General features: G+C 60.4%; 13 protein-coding genes, 4 tRNA genes, 1 other RNA gene and 1 riboswitch. Of the genes, 7 read left to right on the forward strand and 11 right to left on the reverse strand.

Annotated features, from left to right (window positions below; translation table 11 throughout):
• Nucleotides 1–5 precede the first annotated feature (5 nt).
• From BN1136_RS16120 to katG, 4 genes are all read left to right on the forward strand, one after another.
• Nucleotides 6–82 (forward strand) — tRNA-Pro (locus BN1136_RS16120).
• Nucleotides 83–119: 37 nt separating this feature from the next.
• Nucleotides 120–196, forward strand: a tRNA-Arg gene (locus tag BN1136_RS16125).
• Nucleotides 197–245: 49 nt separating this feature from the next.
• Nucleotides 246–321: transfer RNA gene (locus tag BN1136_RS16130), tRNA-His, on the forward strand.
• A gap of 613 nt (nt 322–934) precedes the next feature.
• Nucleotides 935–3,109 (forward strand): catalase/peroxidase HPI, encoded by a 2,175-nt coding sequence (gene katG / locus BN1136_RS16135; RefSeq protein WP_043760041.1) that lies wholly within the window; start codon nt 935–937, stop codon nt 3,107–3,109.
• Nucleotides 3,110–3,359: 250 nt separating this feature from the next.
• Here the strand turns inward: katG and BN1136_RS16140 are convergent, their stop codons facing one another.
• The 6 genes from BN1136_RS16140 to BN1136_RS16160 all read right to left on the reverse strand — a co-directional run bounded on the left by BN1136_RS16140 (nt 3,360) and on the right by BN1136_RS16160 (nt 9,038).
• On the reverse strand, nt 3,360–4,793 hold the full coding sequence (locus BN1136_RS16140; RefSeq protein ID WP_043760038.1) for a 6-phospho-beta-glucosidase: 1,434 nt from the start codon (nt 4,791–4,793) through the stop codon (nt 3,360–3,362).
• A 13-nt stretch (nt 4,794–4,806) separates the two neighbouring features.
• Entirely contained in the window at nt 4,807–5,955 is a 1,149-nt protein-coding gene (locus tag BN1136_RS16145; RefSeq protein WP_197068461.1) for a PTS transporter subunit EIIC, read from the reverse strand.
• Nucleotides 5,841–6,314, reverse strand: a complete 474-nt coding sequence (locus BN1136_RS20440; RefSeq protein ID WP_197068462.1) for a PTS transporter subunit EIIB — start codon at nt 6,312–6,314, stop codon at nt 5,841–5,843. Before BN1136_RS20440 ends, BN1136_RS16145 begins: the two co-directional genes overlap by 115 nt.
• A 118-nt stretch (nt 6,315–6,432) precedes the next feature.
• Complete coding sequence (locus BN1136_RS16150; protein WP_043760036.1) at nt 6,433–7,191, reverse strand: MurR/RpiR family transcriptional regulator; 759 nt, start codon at nt 7,189–7,191, stop codon at nt 6,433–6,435.
• A gap of 229 nt (nt 7,192–7,420) precedes the next feature.
• The gene (locus BN1136_RS16155) at nt 7,421–8,185 is read right to left on the reverse strand and encodes a DeoR/GlpR family DNA-binding transcription regulator (RefSeq protein ID WP_043760034.1); all 765 of its coding nucleotides are present in this window, start codon (nt 8,183–8,185) and stop codon (nt 7,421–7,423) included.
• 43 nt (nt 8,186–8,228) lie between these two features.
• Entirely contained in the window at nt 8,229–9,038 is an 810-nt protein-coding gene (locus BN1136_RS16160; protein WP_043760032.1) for an HAD family hydrolase, read from the reverse strand.
• Nucleotides 9,039–9,305: 267 nt separating this feature from the next.
• On the opposite strand from BN1136_RS16160, the gene BN1136_RS16165 reads away from it, so the two are divergent.
• A complete protein-coding gene (locus tag BN1136_RS16165) occupies nt 9,306–9,821 on the forward strand; it encodes a phosphoribosyltransferase (RefSeq protein WP_043760030.1) in 516 nt (171 codons plus the stop codon).
• Nucleotides 9,822–9,881: 60 nt separating this feature from the next.
• Here the strand turns inward: BN1136_RS16165 and BN1136_RS20010 are convergent.
• The 3 genes from BN1136_RS20010 to BN1136_RS16175 all read right to left on the reverse strand — a co-directional run bounded on the left by BN1136_RS20010 (nt 9,882) and on the right by BN1136_RS16175 (nt 10,994).
• Nucleotides 9,882–10,010: non-coding RNA, RtT sRNA (locus BN1136_RS20010), on the reverse strand.
• Nucleotides 10,011–10,216: 206 nt separating this feature from the next.
• Nucleotides 10,217–10,304 (reverse strand) — tRNA-Ser (locus BN1136_RS16170).
• Between the two features lie 234 nt (nt 10,305–10,538).
• Complete coding sequence (locus BN1136_RS16175; protein WP_197068463.1) at nt 10,539–10,994, reverse strand: type III secretion system chaperone family protein; 456 nt, start codon at nt 10,992–10,994, stop codon at nt 10,539–10,541.
• Nucleotides 10,995–11,151: 157 nt separating this feature from the next.
• On the opposite strand from BN1136_RS16175, the gene BN1136_RS16180 reads away from it, so the two are divergent.
• On the forward strand, nt 11,152–12,489 hold the full coding sequence (locus tag BN1136_RS16180) for a flavohemoglobin expression-modulating QEGLA motif protein (protein ID WP_043760027.1): 1,338 nt from the start codon (nt 11,152–11,154) through the stop codon (nt 12,487–12,489).
• A 68-nt stretch (nt 12,490–12,557) separates the two neighbouring features.
• Here BN1136_RS16180 and BN1136_RS16185 read toward each other — a convergent pair whose 3' ends face one another.
• On the reverse strand, nt 12,558–13,139 hold the full coding sequence (locus tag BN1136_RS16185; protein WP_043760026.1) for a thymidine kinase: 582 nt from the start codon (nt 13,137–13,139) through the stop codon (nt 12,558–12,560).
• Nucleotides 13,140–13,224: 85 nt separating this feature from the next.
• Nucleotides 13,225–14,805 (reverse strand): Na+/H+ antiporter NhaC family protein, encoded by a 1,581-nt coding sequence (locus BN1136_RS16190; protein ID WP_043760024.1) that lies wholly within the window; start codon nt 14,803–14,805, stop codon nt 13,225–13,227.
• An 87-nt stretch (nt 14,806–14,892) separates the two neighbouring features.
• Nucleotides 14,893–15,064: riboswitch (Lysine riboswitch) on the reverse strand.
• A gap of 317 nt (nt 15,065–15,381) precedes the next feature.
• Here BN1136_RS16190 and BN1136_RS16195 point away from each other — a divergent pair.
• Nucleotides 15,382–15,786, forward strand: a complete 405-nt coding sequence (locus BN1136_RS16195) for an H-NS family histone-like protein (RefSeq protein ID WP_043760023.1) — start codon at nt 15,382–15,384, stop codon at nt 15,784–15,786.
• Nucleotides 15,787–15,841 lie beyond the last annotated feature (55 nt).

Here is a 15,841-nt window from a genome sequence, read left to right on the forward strand (position 1 = left end):
ATTTTCGGTGATTAGCGCAGCCCGGTAGCGCATCTGGTTTGGGACCAGAGGGTCAAAGGTTCGAATCCTTTATCACCGACCAGGTTCATCGGGAAGTCCTCCGGATTTCTTGATACAACGCGCCCTTAGCTCAGTCGGATAGAGCAACGGCCTTCTAAGCCGTGGGTCGCAGGTTCGAATCCTGCAGGGCGCGCCATCAATGTCGCGGCGTTATAATAAGCGCACATTGACGGCAGATTTCAGTGGTGGCTGTAGCTCAGTTGGTAGAGTCCCGGATTGTGATTCCGGTTGTCGTGGGTTCGAGCCCCATCAGCCACCCCATTATTCCCCCAGGTTGCCCACAACCTGATGATGCGACACTGCGGTGTCGCCTTGACCGGCCCAGTGCCGGTCTTTTTGTTTTTACGCTCTTCTCCCTTTTTCCTATTTCTCTTCCCCCCTCTTTATCTCTTTGCTCCCCTATCTCTCACTCTCTGGGGGCGCCTCCTGGAGGCGCAATCTGCCCGTCTTGGCCCCTTTCCCCACTTTTATCCATTATCCCTCTACGCTTTATACCGTCGTCAGGCCGGGTGATGCGGCTCAAGTGCCTGGGTCACAGAAATGGACGAAAGCACCAGCCAGAGCCCGTGATCCCGGCATGCCATGACACAGCGCAAATTTCGGGGCTGGCGCCCATGATATAGATAAATAAATCAATAAGATCCCAGATCCCGCCGAAACAGGGTCACGGCAGATCGCCAAACTCGATGGCCGTGATTCATCTTTTCGTAATCCATTCCCATCAAATTCAATCAATTAATTGAAAAGCAAGGAGTAATTGAAAATCCACCCGTCGTGGCGAGAGGAAAACAGCCTCATGGTACCCCACCGTCCGGTGGAAATGTTTCCATACTAAGTTGTCAGCAATGTAGATGCCCTCCAAGGAGAGACCGAGATGAGTGAAGAAAGCAAATGCCCCTTCAACCACACCGCCGGCGTCGGCAGAACCAATCGTGATTGGTGGCCGAACCAGTTGCGGCTGGATCTGCTGCACCAGCATTCCACCAGCTCCGATCCCATGGGCAAGGATTTCGACTACGCCAAGGCCTTCGCGAGCCTCGACTATCAGGCCCTCAAGAAAGACCTGGTCAAACTGATGACAGATTCCCAGGAGTGGTGGCCGGCGGACTTCGGCCACTACGGCCCCCAGTTCATCCGCATGACCTGGCATGCCGCGGGCACCTATCGCACCACAGACGGCCGTGGTGGCGGCGGTCGCGGTCAGCAGCGCTTCGCCCCGCTTAACAGCTGGCCGGACAACGTCAACATCGACAAGTCGCGCCGCCTGCTCTGGCCCATCAAGCAGAAGTACGGCAACAAGATCTCCTGGGCCGATCTCTTGATCCTCGCCGGCAACGTCGCCCTGGAGAGCATGGGATTCCGCACCTTCGGGTTCGGCGGTGGTCGCCCGGACGTGTGGGAGCCGGATCAGGACGTGAACTGGGGGGATGAAATCGCCTGGCTCGGGGTCGACCCGGATCGGGTCAAGGGGGACCGCGAGCTCACCGCCCCCTTCGGCGCCACCCACATGGGTCTCATCTACGTCAACCCGGAAGGACCGAACGCCAGCGGCGACTATATGGAGGCGGCCAAGGACATCCGCTCCACCTTCGGTCGCATGGCGATGAACGATGAAGAGACGGTGGCCCTTATCGCGGGCGGCCACACCTTCGGCAAGGCCCACGGCGCCGCACCAGAATCCCACAAGGGACCCGAGCCGGAAGCCGCCCCCCTGGAGGCCCAGGGGCTCGGCTGGATGAGCAATTACGGCAGCGGCCACGGCAAGGACACCGTCTCGAGCGGCCTCGAGGTGACCTGGACCAAGACCCCGGCCCTGTGGAGCAACAACTTCTTCGAGAACCTGTTCAAGTACGAGTGGGAACTGACCAAGTCGCCGGCCGGCGCCAAGCAGTGGGTGGCCAAGGATGCGCCCGAGATCATTCCCGATGCGCACATCCCGGGCAAGTTCCACAAGCCGACCATGCTCACCACCGACCTGACCCTGCGCTTCGACCCCGAGTTCGGCAAGATCTCCCGCCACTTCTACGAGGATCCGCAGGCCTTCGCCGATGCCTTCGCCCGTGCCTGGTTCAAGCTGACTCACCGTGACATGGGACCCATCGCCCGCTACCTGGGGCCGGAAGTGCCCAAAGAGGAGCTGATCTGGCAAGACCCCATCCCCGCAGTCAATCATCCCCTGATCGATGACAAGGACGTGGCCATGCTCAAGGAGAAGATCCTGGCGGCCTCCCTGTCCGTGGCCGAGCTGGTGTCGACCGCCTGGGCCTCTGCCTCCACCTTCCGCGGCTCCGACAAGCGTGGCGGCGCCAACGGTGCCCGCATCCGCCTCGCCCCGCAAAAGGATTGGGCCGTCAACCAGCCGGCCCAGCTCGCCAAGGTGCTGCAGGCCCTCGACGGGATCCAGCAGGCCTTCAACGCCTCGGCCACCGGTGGCAAGCGGGTATCCCTCGCCGACCTCATCGTGCTGGCGGGTGGCGTGGGGGTCGAGCAGGCCGCCAAGCTGGCCGGTGTCGCTGTGACGGTGCCTTTCTCCCCCGGCCGGATGGATGCCTCCCAGGCCCAGACGGATGTCGATTCCTTCGCCGTGCTCGAGCCCCTTGCCGACGGGTTCCGCAACTACGCGGGCGAGTGCGCGGGCTTCGCAGAGGCCATGCTGATCGACAAGGCGCAACTGCTCACCCTGAGCGCGCCGGAGATGACGGTACTGGTGGGTGGCATGCGGGTGCTCGGCACCAACGCGGGCAACTGCCACGGGGTCTTTACCGCCACCCCGGGCACCCTCTCCAACGACTTCTTCGTCAACCTGCTCGACATGGGCACGGAGTGGAAGCCGGCGGCGGGCAGCCCGGGTGTCTATGAAGGCAGCGATCGCCAGAGCGGCAAGGTCAAGTGGACCGGCTCCCGGGTCGATCTCGTGTTCGGATCCAACTCTCAACTGCGCGCCCTGGCCGAGGTGTACGCCAGTGGGGATGCCAAGGAGAAGTTCGTGAAGGACTTCGTGACGGCCTGGACCAAGGTGATGAACCTGGATCGCTTCGACCTCGCCTGAGGACGCTGACAGACGCCCCGTTCCCGACGCCCCGGGAACGGGGCATTTTTTATGGATCGCCTCCTGCTCCCTACCTCTTTCCCCTCTTCTCGCGGCGATAGAGCTCCCTTCACCAGCCCCCTCACGACCAGGACCGGCCCCTCTCCCTTCCACACAACGCGCCAATAAAAAGCCTCCATCAGGTTCCTACGCCGTGATGGAGGCTGCGATGACCGTGGCCTGTCAGGCCAGCTCGACTCGGTCTGCCGGGTCAGAGCGTCTCGCCGTTGCTGGCGATGACCTGCCGATACCAGTCGAAGCTGCGCTTTCTGGTGCGGGCGAAGCTGCCGCTACCATCGTCATGCCTGTCCACGTGGATGAAGCCATAGCGCTTGCTGTACTCCCCCGTGGTAAAGGAGACACAGTCCAGGCACCCCCAGGGGGTGTAGCCCATCACCTCCACCCCGTCCTCGACGATGGCGAGCTTCATCTGCTCGATGTGGGCTCGTAGATAGGCGATGCGGTAGTTATCGTCGATCTCGCCCTGCTCATTCTTGACGTCCCGCGCCCCGAAGCCGTTCTCGACGATGAAGAGCGGTTTCTCGTAGCGCCCGTAGAGCTGGTTCAGGGTGTAGCGCAGCCCTACGGGGTCTATCTGCCAGCCCCACTCTGACGCCTTCACATGGGGATTGGGCACGCTGCCCTCGAAGCCCGACAGGGCGGTGCCCGTGCCGGCCCCCAGGGCCCGCACCGCGTTGCTCATGTAGTAGCTGAGCCCGATGTAGTCGGCGCAGCCCGCCCGCAGTATCTCTTCGTCCTCCGGCTCCATCGCGATCCGGTAGCCCTTGCGTTGCCATTCCCTGCGGATATAGGCGGGGTAATGGCCGCGCATGTGCACATCCCCGAACAGGAAGCGCTCGCGCATGGCGATCTCGGCATACATGACGTCGTCCGGGTGGCAGGAGTAAGGATAGAGCGGCACCATGGCCAGCATGCAACCGATCTGCAAGTCCGGATTGATGGCATGGCCCAGGCTGACCACCCTGGCGCTCGCCACGAACTGGTGGTGCAGCACCTGGTACATGCACTCCTCCGGGTTCGGCTCCTGGGGATAGATGACCCCGGAGCAGCAGTAGCCGAACAGGGGGACCTTCCAGTTGCGCTGGTTGTTGATCTCGTTGAAGGTCATCCAGTATTTGACCTTGTGCTGGTAGCGGCGCAGCACCACCTCGCTGAAGCGCACGAAGAAGTCCACCAGCTTGCGGCTCTTCCAGCCTCCGTATGCCGTCACCAGGTGGTTGGGCATCTCGAAGTGAGAGAGGGTGATGACGGGCTCGATGCCATGGCGCAGCAACTCGTCAAACATATCGTCATAGAAGCGCAGTCCCTCCTCGTTCGGTTCCAGCTCGTCCCCCAACGGGAAGATGCGCGACCAGGCGATGGAGGTACGAAAACACTTGAAGCCCATCTCGGCAAAGAGCGCGATATCGTCCCGATAGCGGTGGTAGAAGTCCACCGCCTGGTGGTTGGCGTAGCGATGGCCTTCTTCAATCTTGTCGGTGATGATGCGCTCCACCCCGTGGGCGCCGCTGGTGAGCACGTCGACGATGCTCATCCCCTTGCCCCCCTGATCCCAGCCCCCTTCGACCTGATGGGCGGCAACCGCCCCGCCCCACATAAAATCTTTCGGCAATGCGTTCTTCATGACTTGTCGCTCCTTAAACGGCTTTGGATGTCAGTGGCTGGGGCTGGATCACCTCGGCATCGGTCTGAAAGCCCGCCAGCCAGGAGAAGATGACGCCGAGGGTAAAGGCGACGCCGATGGAGAGCAGGAAGCCCAGGAACTGCGCCATGTGGCCCTCCTTGAAGAAGACCGGCAGCACGGCGATGCCGGGGATGCAGTAACTCCAGGAGACCGCATTGAAGGCCCCCGCCACCGTGCCGCCCAGGGCGCCTGCCAGGCAACCGCAGATGAGGGGGCGCTTGAAGCGCAGTGCGACCCCGTAGATGGCGGGCTCGGTGATGCCAAACAGGGCGGTCACGCCGGCCGAGAGGGTGACGCTCTTGAGCTCGGCGTCTTTCGCCTTGAGATAGACCCCGAACACGGCCCCGGCGATACCAAACACGGCGGAGGCCTGCAGCCCGGTGAAGGTATCATAGCCCAAGGTGGCGTAGTTGCCGACGGTGACCGGGGTGATGCCCCAATGCACGCCCAGGGTCACCAGCGGTGTCCAGACTGCGCCGACCACGAACCCGGCGATGGCGGGGCTCAGGTGATAGAGGGTGTTGTAGATGCCGCCGATGGCGCCACCGATCAGGTTGCCGATGGGGCCGAACGCGAGCAGGGTCAGCGGCACCATGATGGCGAGGCAAAACATGGGGGTGAAGAGGTTGCGCACCACCACGGGCAGGATCCGCTCGAAGAAACGCTGCACATACGACATGGCCCACACCATCAGGATGATGGGGATCACCGCCGCGGTGTAGCTCAGATATTGTACCGGCAGGCCGAAGAAGGTGAGCGGCGCACTGTTGAGGGGGATCCCCGTCAGGTTGACGATGGCCTCGTTGATGGCCGGGTTCTCCATGGCCGACTGCATCAGCGCCTGGACCGCCGGATCCGCGGAGTTCGCCAGAACGATCTTGTTCGCGGTCAGCATGTTCATGTAGTCAGGCGAGACCAGGGCACAGGCCGCGATGACCGCGGTGAAGGGGTTGACGTTGAACTTCCTGGCGGCGGTGAAGGCCACCATCACCGGCAGGAAGGTGAACCCGGTCCAGGAGACGAAGTTGAGAATGCGGAAGGTCCCGCTGCCTGCGTCCATCCAGCCGATGGCGGCGAAGAAGGAGATGAGCCCCTGCAACACGCCGCAGGCGGCCAACGGATAGAGGAAGGGGCGAAGATGCTGGAGATGATGTCCATCAGGTGGTTGACGAGCCCTACCCTGGGGGCGCTGACCGCGGCGCCCTCGTCGATCTGCACCAGACGCAGCACCTCCCGGTAGGCATCCCCGACGTGATTGCCGATCACCACCTGCAACTGGCCGCTGGATTCGATGACGGTGATGACCCCCTTCACCCGTTTCAGCACCTCCTTGTCGACCCGCCCCGTCTCTTTGAGGACGAACCGCAGGCGCGTGGCGCAATGGGTGACGCTCACCACGTTGTCATCACCACCGATTAATTCGACGATCTGTTTCGCCGAATCCGCATAGTTAATTGCCATAGTTATTCTTCCCTGCCATGAATTAATTAATATCGACGTTATGCAAATTTCGATAATGGATGGTAGGGAAAGCATTTCACCTTGTCACGGCATAACAAATCCCCAACGATGTCACTTGTTACGGAAAAGACACGCCCTGTGACAACTCGGCGCTGATTGTTTTTGCCAATTGGCGACCAATGGATTCGATAATATAAATCACCGGCACCTGGGTAGTAATATCATATTCATTGTCGACCACCACTCTCGCCGCATGATATGAAATATTGAAATCCGCCATCTGTGCCAATGTGGATTTATTGTCGCTGGTGATGGTGATGACCTTGCAGTGATGCAGCAGGAATTGCTCCGCCAGCTTGATGATCTCCGTCGTCTCTCCCGAGACCGAGAGCACGATCGCCACCGCCTGCTTGTACATGTCGGTGTTGACCGGGTAGTAGGGATCGTCGATGTGGTTGCTGAACTTGCCGATGTTGGAGAAGAAGCGCGCCCCGTAACGCCCGAGCGTGCCCGAGGTGCCGGCCCCCACGAAGATCACCCGCTCGGCACCGGCGATCTGCTCCGCCGCATTCAGGATCAGGGCATCGAACTCCTCGTTGTTGATGCTCTTGAAAAATGCGAGAAACTCGTTGGCACCGTGGGGAACGGATATTTGACTGCGCTTCTCGGCATTCATCTTGAGATAGGCTTTTAATTCCGCATAGCCACTGCAATTCATTTTCTTGCAAAAGCGCAATATGGTGGCTGTTGACACATCGCTCGCTTCGGCCAGCTCCCTGATCGTCATGTAAATAACCATCTGATGATGTTTCATCACATAGTTATAAACTTTAAACTCAAAGGTATTTAACGTGGAGACCAATTGATTATTAAACATTTCCGCTCACCCTGAGTCGATATAAATTTGATTTGTAGCGATGTCACGCAGTGTAACAAAAGGACCAAATCAATCGAGAAGGGCGAAAATTAAATGCGGGAAACGTGATGATTATCACGCCAGACTCATGGAAACGCGGCCGGGCAATACCACGGGTGCCGTGCTCATCCTGATGAGCAGTGCGCCCGGGATCCACGGCCGATGCTTTCTGATTAGGCCGGGCCCGGCGTCAGCCGGCGGTGATGACGGTGCAGCCCTCCCCTTCGAACGCCTTGAGCAGGGCGGGGTCCTGCCGGGTGCAGATCAGGTAGTCGAGATCCGCGGCGTGCAGATAGGGGTAGGAGGCCAGGGACTCCAGCTTGTCGTCATTGCACAGCACCGCCAGCGAGCCGGAACGCTCCGCGACCCGGCGCTTGAACTCGCTGTCCTGGTAATGCACGGCGCTGAAGCCGAGATCCGAGGACCAGGCGCAGACCCCCAGGAAGCCGAGGTCGAAGCGGAACTTTTTGATGGTCTCGGCCGCCGTGATGTCGACGGCCCCGCCGACCAGCGGATCCTGCTCGCCACCGAGGAGGATGGTCCTGATGCCGGGTCTCTCCAGCAGCCGGCAGGCGATAGCCGGGCTGTTGGTCACCACCGTCAGGCCCTGATGCTCCGGCATGAGGGAGGCCAGTAGCAGGTGGGTGCTGCTGGCATCCAGGAAGATCAGCTGGTTCGGTTTGACCAGGCTCAGGGCGGCCACGGCCAGCGCCTGCTTCTGTGCCACATGCTGGGTACTGCGCTCGGTCAGGGTCCCCGTCTGGGGCGACAGGGAGATGGCGCCACCGTGGATGCGCTTGCAGCGCCCCTCATCGGCCAGATAGCGCAGATCCCGCCTGATAGTCGCCTCCGTGGTGCCCAGCGGCTCCGCCAGCTCCGCCGCCATCACCTTGTGGTGCGCGGCCAGCAGATCCAGAATGAGGAGGCGTCGCTCCTCCGGTGAATACTTGTCCATGGTGTTCCCTTGTAATGGCCGGGCGATCATCGCCCGGCCCGTCTCACGACCCCTGCCGCTGCAGTGCGAGCAGTTGCAAGATGGTGTGCATGACGGCGTCTTCATCGTTCGAGCGGGTGATGAAATTGGCGGCGTCCTTGGTCTCGTCGTGGCCATTGCGCATGGCGAAGCTGAAGTCGGCGCACTCCATCAGCTCGATGTCGTTGAGCCCGTCGCCAAAGACCAGGGTCTCATGGCGACCGGCGCCAACCAGCTGCTGCAACCTGGCCACCGTCGTCCCCTTGTGCACGCCGGCATTGGCGATGTCTATCCACTGCTTGTCGGACGCCACTATGTAGGCCTCGTCATCAAACTCGTCAAGCTGGCCCCGCAGCTCCAGGCAGCGGCCCTGCTCGTCATAGACGGTGATCTTCACAAAGTCCGCGGTGATGTCGCCAAAATCGGCGACCGTCTGCACCTGGGTGTAGGAGCGGCGCACCAGGGCTTTCAGATGATCCGGCACCTCCTCCCGGATCGCCGCACAGGCCGCCGTGCAGGCGATGACGATATGCTCGCCCGGCAGACGCTCCAACCGACGGATGATGGCCTGGCCCAGGGCGTTACCCAGCAGCGACTGATAGACGTAGCGCCCCTGGTGCTTGATGCGGGTGGCGCTGTCTCCCAGGATCCAGAAATTGGCGCTCTGCGCCCCCAGCAGCTCCTCGACCCGGTCGACCTGTTTTCCCGTGCAGGGCGCAAAATGTATCCCCTGCTGTGCCATGGCGGCCACCACCTCGGCGAACAGGGCTCGGTTGTAATCCCCCCTGCTATTGAGGAAGGTGCCGTCCATGTCCGTGATGATGAGTTTGATCATGCTGTTACCTCGGATGTATCCATTCTGACCGCGGTCATCATATCGCCACAATGAACACACACAAACAAAAACAAGATCATTTATGTTCATATTTAAACGATATGATCATAGCATGACCTCCTCGCTCGGAGGATCCCAGGCACAGCCCCCTCTTTCGATTGTCATTCAAGGAGACCCCATGTTGTCCACACTCTCCAGCCGGCGGCCCCGGCGCAACCTACTGACACCGCAGACGGCCCCTCTTTCAGCACTCTGTCAGGAGGGATCATGAGATACCCGATTTTCGGCGACGTGGTATTGAAAACCGAGGACATTGCGCTCGGCGTCGAGGTCATCGCGAAGCGGCTCAACGAGCGATTCACGGAGGCGGTGGTGATCACCGTGGTGCCGGGCGGCATGCTCTTTACCGCCGATGTCGTCAGGGCGCTGCGCTTTGATGTCGCCATGGACTATATCTCCTGCCCCCACACTCCGGGGGAGCGCCATAATGCCTCCCCCATCGTCTTTCACGACAATGTCGGCATCCGTGGCAGAGACGTCATCCTGATGGACGACGCCATCGAATCGGGCGGCACCATGAAGCGGCTGGTCGCACATCTGCAGGCGTTCGCGCCACGCTCGCTGTCCATCGCGACCCTGTTTGTCAAACCGGGGCGCGTGGCTATCCCCGCCGAGCAGTTTTATGCCTACGAAATGACGAGCGATGACCTGCTGGTGGGCTACGGCCTGCCCTGGGAGCACAAGTACCGGAATATCCCCTATGTCTCCAGACTGAGGCGATAACGAGAGCAACGGGCAAGGCGGCGGAAAGGCTGAGAGCAAAAGACCCTTCAGGGTAAAGCCTGGCGGTGAGGGAGGAATGATTCACCACTGCGTGACTCACTCCTTCGGGGCGGCCCCCGGCCGTTCATCGCAGCCAGCTACTCTGCACGAACCCGGCGAGGGTTCTCACCCTCCCGAAGTTCTGAGCGAGATGCGAAAAGGGCCCACCTGAGTGGACCCTTCTGAAGTGAGCTTCCCGGTCGGGATTGTCCCCCTCCCTGACGCCCGCCCTGCGGGCGGCCTCTGGTCGTCCAGGCGGGCTATTCTGCCCGCCTGTCGAACAGGGTTCGAACCGAGCCACCCATCATCGGATAAAGCAAAAGGCCCCGTCGCAAGACGGGGCCTTTTGCTTTATTTGGCGGTGAGGGAGGGATTCGAACCCTCGATACGTTGCCGTATACACACTTTCCAGGCGTGCTCCTTCAGCCACTCGGACACCTCACCAAATTTTTACTTCTTGAAGTGGCTTTCGGAGCACGCTGCGCGTGCATCTTGCCGACTTCGTCGGTGGGCAGCCTCTCGGTCACCTCACCTAATTTTGGTCTGCAGTTTAACGTATTCAGCCAACACGAGTCCGCTGCGCCGTTGCGCTGGAACGGGGCGTAATGTAGGGGAAAGCCCCGCCGCCGTCAACGGCTTTTTGGCCGCAGCGAACCGTTCGCACATTAAACGCACAAATCAGTGCACGGACTCCGGCGCAACCTGGATTTCCGGCAGGTTCAGGAAGCCCAGACGCTCGCATTCGGCCACCACTTCGTGAGTGGCAGACGTGGTGCTCTCCACGAACAGCAGGAACTGCTCGACACTGAGCCCCGCCCGGGTAAAGACGGTGTGACCGACGATGAGGCGCGGCAGGTTGTCGTCGATGATGTCGAGGAACACCTTGAGAGAGGGATACTGCATGTTGAGACGCCCCAGCTCGGCCATCAGCGGCAGCAGGGATGAGGGGCGCACCTCCAGCTCGGATGAAAACAGCAGCCCTTCCTCTTCGACGAAGATCCGGCTCTCCTGAATGCCCTCGACGGACTGCAGGGAGACCATGTGGATGCCGTGGCACTGATCGCACACATAGTGCTCGATCCGGGCCTGCTGCAACCAACGCATTATCATTTCAGAGCTGGGGATATTCATCATTTCCACGACGCTATAGGGATCAAGGGGCGCAGTCTAAACCAATTTTCAGACAACCAAAAGCACACAGGCCGGATCAGCCGCGGTCCCGCTTCTTTTTGCCAATCCCTGTGCCTATACTCAGCCATTCTCGTCGCTCCCCGCCTCCATGGAAGGCCAGATGACCATCCAAGAAAAGTATCGCCTGCACCTGAAATCCCTCTCGGATGAACTGCTCGCCCTGCAAAAGCCCATCCGCATCCTGGATGCGATCAAATGGCCCCGCCACCTGCAAGACGGCTTTCTCGCCAAGGGTGGGAGGGCGCTGCCCGCCATCGACGCAGACTTCTATCACGCCCTCCCCCTGGGATTCGATCCCCGCAACAAATACCTGGAGCTCAAGGAGCTGAGGGACCGGATCCGCCGGCGCCTCGGCCCCCAGGACGATCTGGGGCGGATCCTGCAAGAGACGGTGGATCAGTACATGGTGGTGATCGAGATGCTGCGCCAGCGCGGGCAACCGGATTTCCAGCGCTACAGCCAGCGGCTTTATGGCTCGGCCAGCGATCACCTGCGCGGGGATCGCAAGACCCTGAAAGAGCTGGGGGCGAGGCTGTGCGACATCTTCTCCCTGCCCGGCGCCCGCCATCTGGTGCGCCCCTACCCCAAGGAGTTCGAGGGGGACGCTGCGGTGGCGAGGCTGCAGGGCAAGCTGTCGAGTTACTTCAGCGACGGCACCGTGCAGGTGAAACTCAGCGATGGCATCGTCTCCGATGCCGCCGCCGGGGGGGATTACATCAAGCTCAACTCCCACGCCCGCTTCTCCGAGCTCGACCTGCAGGTGCTGGAGGTCCACGAGGGCTGGGTCCACGTGGGCACCACCTTGAACGGTCGTCAGCAATCCTACGCCACCTGGCTCGGCGCCGGTTCGCCGCGCATCACCGCCTGCCAGGAGGGGCTGGCCGTGCTCATCGAGACCCTCACCTTCAGCTCTTTCCCGGACAGGGCCAAGCGCATCTCGGATCGGGTCATGGCCATCGACATGGCGGAGCGGGGAGCGGACTTCATCGAGGTGTTCCGGCACTTCGTGGACAAGGGGGCCAGCGAGCACGATGCCTACAAGATCACCCAGCGGGTCTTTCGCGGTGGCATGGTGGCCGGTGGTGCCTGCTTCACCAAGGATCTCTCCTATGTAAAGGGCTATGTGGAGACGGTCAACTTCATCCGTAGCGCCGTGCTGGAGGGGGTGCCCGAGATCCTGCCCATGCTGTTCGTCGGCAAGGTGACCCTGGACGACATCCCTGTGCTCTACCAGCACTATCTGGAGGGGCTCATCGATGCTCCCCGCTACCTGCCCCCCATGTTCCGGGATCTCACCGGCCTCTACGTCTGGATCGGCTTCGCCTCCGGCATGTCCCTGGTGGACATAGGCCGGGTGCAGCAGCATTTTCGCCAGCTGTTCCACCGCCTGCCGGTGGCCGATCCCATCATCGCCCCCGTCGATATCGAGATCGACTGAACCGTCAGAAACAAGAAAGGCGCCATATTGGCGCCTTTCTTGTTCACGTTGCACACATCAGCCACGGGTTACTTGAAAGCCCGCCCCTCCAGATAGTGCTTGCGGCAGAGCGACACATAGCGATCGTTGCCGCCGATCTCCACCTGCTCGCCATCACGCATCACCTGCCCTGCTTCATTGACGCGAGAGTTCATGTGGGCCTTGTTGCCGCACCAGCAGATGCTTTTCAGCTCCTCGAACTTGTCGGCCAGGCAGAGCAGGTGGTAGGAGCCGGGGAAGAGTTCGCCACGAAAATCGGTCTTGAGGCCGTAGGCGATCACCGGGATGTCCTGCTCATCGACGATGCGGGCGAGCTGATAGACCTGTTCACGGGTCAGGAACTGCGCCTCGTCCACGATGAAGACATCGATGTGACGCTCGGCGTGACGCGCCTTGACCATCTCGAACAGATCGCAGGTGTCGCTGAACACTTCCACCCTCAGCTCCAGCCCTACCCTGGCACTGATGACCCCGAGCCCGAAACGATCGTCGATGGCCGGGGTCATGGCCAGCGGAACCATGCCGCGCTCCAGATAGTTGAAATGAGCCTGGATGAGCTGGGTCGATTTGCCTGAATTCATGGTGGCAAATTTGTAGTGCAGTGAAGCCATGATGGAGTTCCGAAAGGGGAATGATGGGGCGCATGCTAACGAAAGCCCCCGCCAAAACCAAGGGGCCCGAAGGCCCCTTGTGCTCTTATGCGACGGCCAGCGCGCGATGCTGCCGGGTTTTGCGCAAATGGTAGCCAGAGAATATCAGGAACCAGAGCGCACTGACGGTGAAGCCGGCCAGCACAGAATGCATCAGCCCCATCACCAGGTAGCCGAGGGCGGCACCGAAGGCGACAGCCAGCGCATAGGGAAGCTGCGTCATCACGTGATCGATGTGATGGCAACCGGCGCCGGTGGCCGACAGTATGCTGGTGCTGGAGATGGGCGAGCTGTGATCGCCGAACACCGACCCCGCCAGCACGGCCGCCAGCATGGGCAGCATCAGGGCCGCATCGCTGGCCGCTGCCATGTCGCCGGCAAGCGGCAGCATGATACCAAAGGTGCCCCAGCTGGTGCCGGTGGCAAACGCCATGGCGCAGGAGAGCACGAAGACCACGGCAGGCAGTACTTCGACGGGCAGGTTGCCGTTGGCCAGGGAAGCCAGGTACTTGCCGGTCTCCACGTCGCGCACCACGGCGCCAATGGTCCAGGCAAACAGCAGGATGTTGATGGCCGGCAGCATGGCCATGATCCCCTGAGGCGCGGCCTTCATCCAGTTGCTGGCGCCCAGCTTCAGGCGCATGGCCAGGCCGATGGAGACCACCAGGCTGCACAGGGCGCCATAGACCAGGGAAGAACCCACATTGGTGTTCTCGAAGGAGCCGAGCACGCTGAACGGCAGCCCCTTGTCGGCCAGCACGGTGGCACCGGAGTCGATCATGAAATAGACGGTAGCCAAGGTCAGGGTCAGGATCGGCAGCACCATGTCAATCATGCCGCCATTGCTCTCCTCCGGGCTCTCCATGTCCAGACCGATGGGGCGGCCCTTGGACTCATCCCACAGCTTGCCCTCCAGGGCCCACTGCTCGTGCTGGCGCATGGGGCCGATATCGAGCTGGAAGGCGATCACCACCAGCACCATGATCAGGGTAAACACGGCATAGAGATTCATGGGGATCATCTCCACGAAGGCCGAGATGGGGCTCTGCTCGGTCAGACCGTGAGCCGCCATGATGCCCCCCACCAGGGCGATGATGTAGGCCCCCCAGGAGGAGATGGGCATCAGCACGCAGACCGGTGCGGCGGTGGAGTCCAGCAGATAGGCCAGTTTGGCGCGGGAGATCTGGAAGCGATCGGTCACCGGACGACAGATGGCCCCCACCGACAGGCTGTGGAAGAAGTCATCGATGAAGAAGGCAAACACCATCAGACCGGTGAGCGTCTTGGCCCCCTTGCGGGTCTTGGCGCGGCGCTCGGCCCACTCTGCAAAGGCCCGGGTCGCCCCGGAGACGCTCATCAGGCTGATGAGGCCACCGAGCAGCAACATGAAGATGATCATGTTGACGTTGTCACGATTGAGCGCACCGTCGACCCAGAAGATCTTCAGCACTGTGTTCAGCATGTAATGGAGGGAGTCGAGAGGAGAAAACTGGTTCAGCAGCAGGCTGCCTGCGACTATGCCCACCCCCAGCGACACCAGGACGCGGCGGGTGATGATCGCCAAGGCGACGGCCAGCAAGGGGGGAACGACGGACCAACCGGAGTCGGCGAAGTGAACGATGTCCATGATCTCTTTGCACCTAAAGACAACAGGTGGAGATCTACCGAGAGGATCAAAGAAACAAAACCCATGGGGAGGTCATACTCCTCAGCCCCTTCAGGTAGCGCTCCATAGTGGATGACTATGGCAGTCCTGCACCTATTAGATGCAGAACCAGCAACCCGGAATGATGGCCTGGTCACTTCGGCGCTGACTCCTTTCCTTGTGCATCATCGGCATCACCCTCCGCACAAGTAGTCATAGGCAGCGCGCCTCTACTTAAAGGTATTCGCGGCACATTTTATCGAGCCACCGGGTGATAGCAAGTTTTTTGATTAAATTTCAAGGCAGCTATGGCAAAACAAGGGGAAATGGTAGTCAAATGGTTCGCCATCATGGCCATTGACGACATTTTTGTCTATCAGGGGCTCTTTCGGAAATGAACACATCCAACAGGATAAATATATCTTCAAGAATATTTACGCTTCATAATTTATCAGCCTAATTAATTATTTCGGTAGACTTGACTTGATGCCAAGCCCCCCTATAAATTACCGAAAAACATCTTCCCCTCCATAATATTCTGCTCGCGTGGTAGCCAATATGAACGAGTTTTTGAAAGTACTGTTGAATATCCGTAGCCTGCGGGCAACTTGCCGTGAATTGACGCTGGAACAGCTGGAAGAGGGATTGGAGAAACTCTCCGCCGTGGTCGCTGAGCGTCAACAGGATGAATCTGCCGAACGCCAGGCCCGCGAAGAACATCAAAAGAAAATTGCCGAATACGCCGAAATGCTGAAAGCCGCGGGAATCGATCCGGCTGAATTGGTGACCACGGCCGCCATCGACAGCCCCAAGGCCAGCAAAGGCAAACGCGCCCCCCGTCCCGCCAAATATCGTTATCTCGATAATGGCGTGGAAAAGACCTGGACCGGCCAGGGTCGCATGCCCTCCGTCATTGCCAAGGCCGTGGCCGAAGGCAAGTCCGTGGAAGACTTTGCCATCTGAGCGTGAATGCCCTTCCCCGCCAAATAAAAAACCTCGCCAGGCGAGGTTTTTTATT

This window comes from Aeromonas taiwanensis (assembly GCF_000820165.1).
GTDB lineage: Bacteria > Pseudomonadota > Gammaproteobacteria > Enterobacterales > Aeromonadaceae > Aeromonas > Aeromonas taiwanensis.

What these genes read in the sequence shown, in the direction of transcription:
- katG (WP_043760041.1), top strand. Translation starts at nt 935, where the DNA reads ATGAGTGAAGAAAGCAAATGCCCCTTCAACCACACCGCCGGCGTCGGC.
- BN1136_RS16140 (WP_043760038.1), bottom strand. Translation starts at nt 4,793, where the DNA reads ATGAAGAACGCATTGCCGAAAGATTTTATGTGGGGCGGGGCGGTTGCC.
- BN1136_RS20440 (WP_197068462.1), bottom strand. Translation starts at nt 6,314, where the DNA reads ATGGCAATTAACTATGCGGATTCGGCGAAACAGATCGTCGAATTAATC.
- BN1136_RS16150 (WP_043760036.1), bottom strand. Translation starts at nt 7,191, where the DNA reads ATGTTTAATAATCAATTGGTCTCCACGTTAAATACCTTTGAGTTTAAA.
- BN1136_RS16155 (WP_043760034.1), bottom strand. Translation starts at nt 8,185, where the DNA reads ATGGACAAGTATTCACCGGAGGAGCGACGCCTCCTCATTCTGGATCTG.
- BN1136_RS16160 (WP_043760032.1), bottom strand. Translation starts at nt 9,038, where the DNA reads ATGATCAAACTCATCATCACGGACATGGACGGCACCTTCCTCAATAGC.
- BN1136_RS16165 (WP_043760030.1), top strand. Translation starts at nt 9,306, where the DNA reads ATGAGATACCCGATTTTCGGCGACGTGGTATTGAAAACCGAGGACATT.
- BN1136_RS16175 (WP_197068463.1), bottom strand. Translation starts at nt 10,994, where the DNA reads ATGATGAATATCCCCAGCTCTGAAATGATAATGCGTTGGTTGCAGCAG.
- BN1136_RS16180 (WP_043760027.1), top strand. Translation starts at nt 11,152, where the DNA reads ATGACCATCCAAGAAAAGTATCGCCTGCACCTGAAATCCCTCTCGGAT.
- BN1136_RS16185 (WP_043760026.1), bottom strand. Translation starts at nt 13,139, where the DNA reads ATGGCTTCACTGCACTACAAATTTGCCACCATGAATTCAGGCAAATCG.
- BN1136_RS16190 (WP_043760024.1), bottom strand. Translation starts at nt 14,805, where the DNA reads ATGGACATCGTTCACTTCGCCGACTCCGGTTGGTCCGTCGTTCCCCCC.
- BN1136_RS16195 (WP_043760023.1), top strand. Translation starts at nt 15,382, where the DNA reads ATGAACGAGTTTTTGAAAGTACTGTTGAATATCCGTAGCCTGCGGGCA.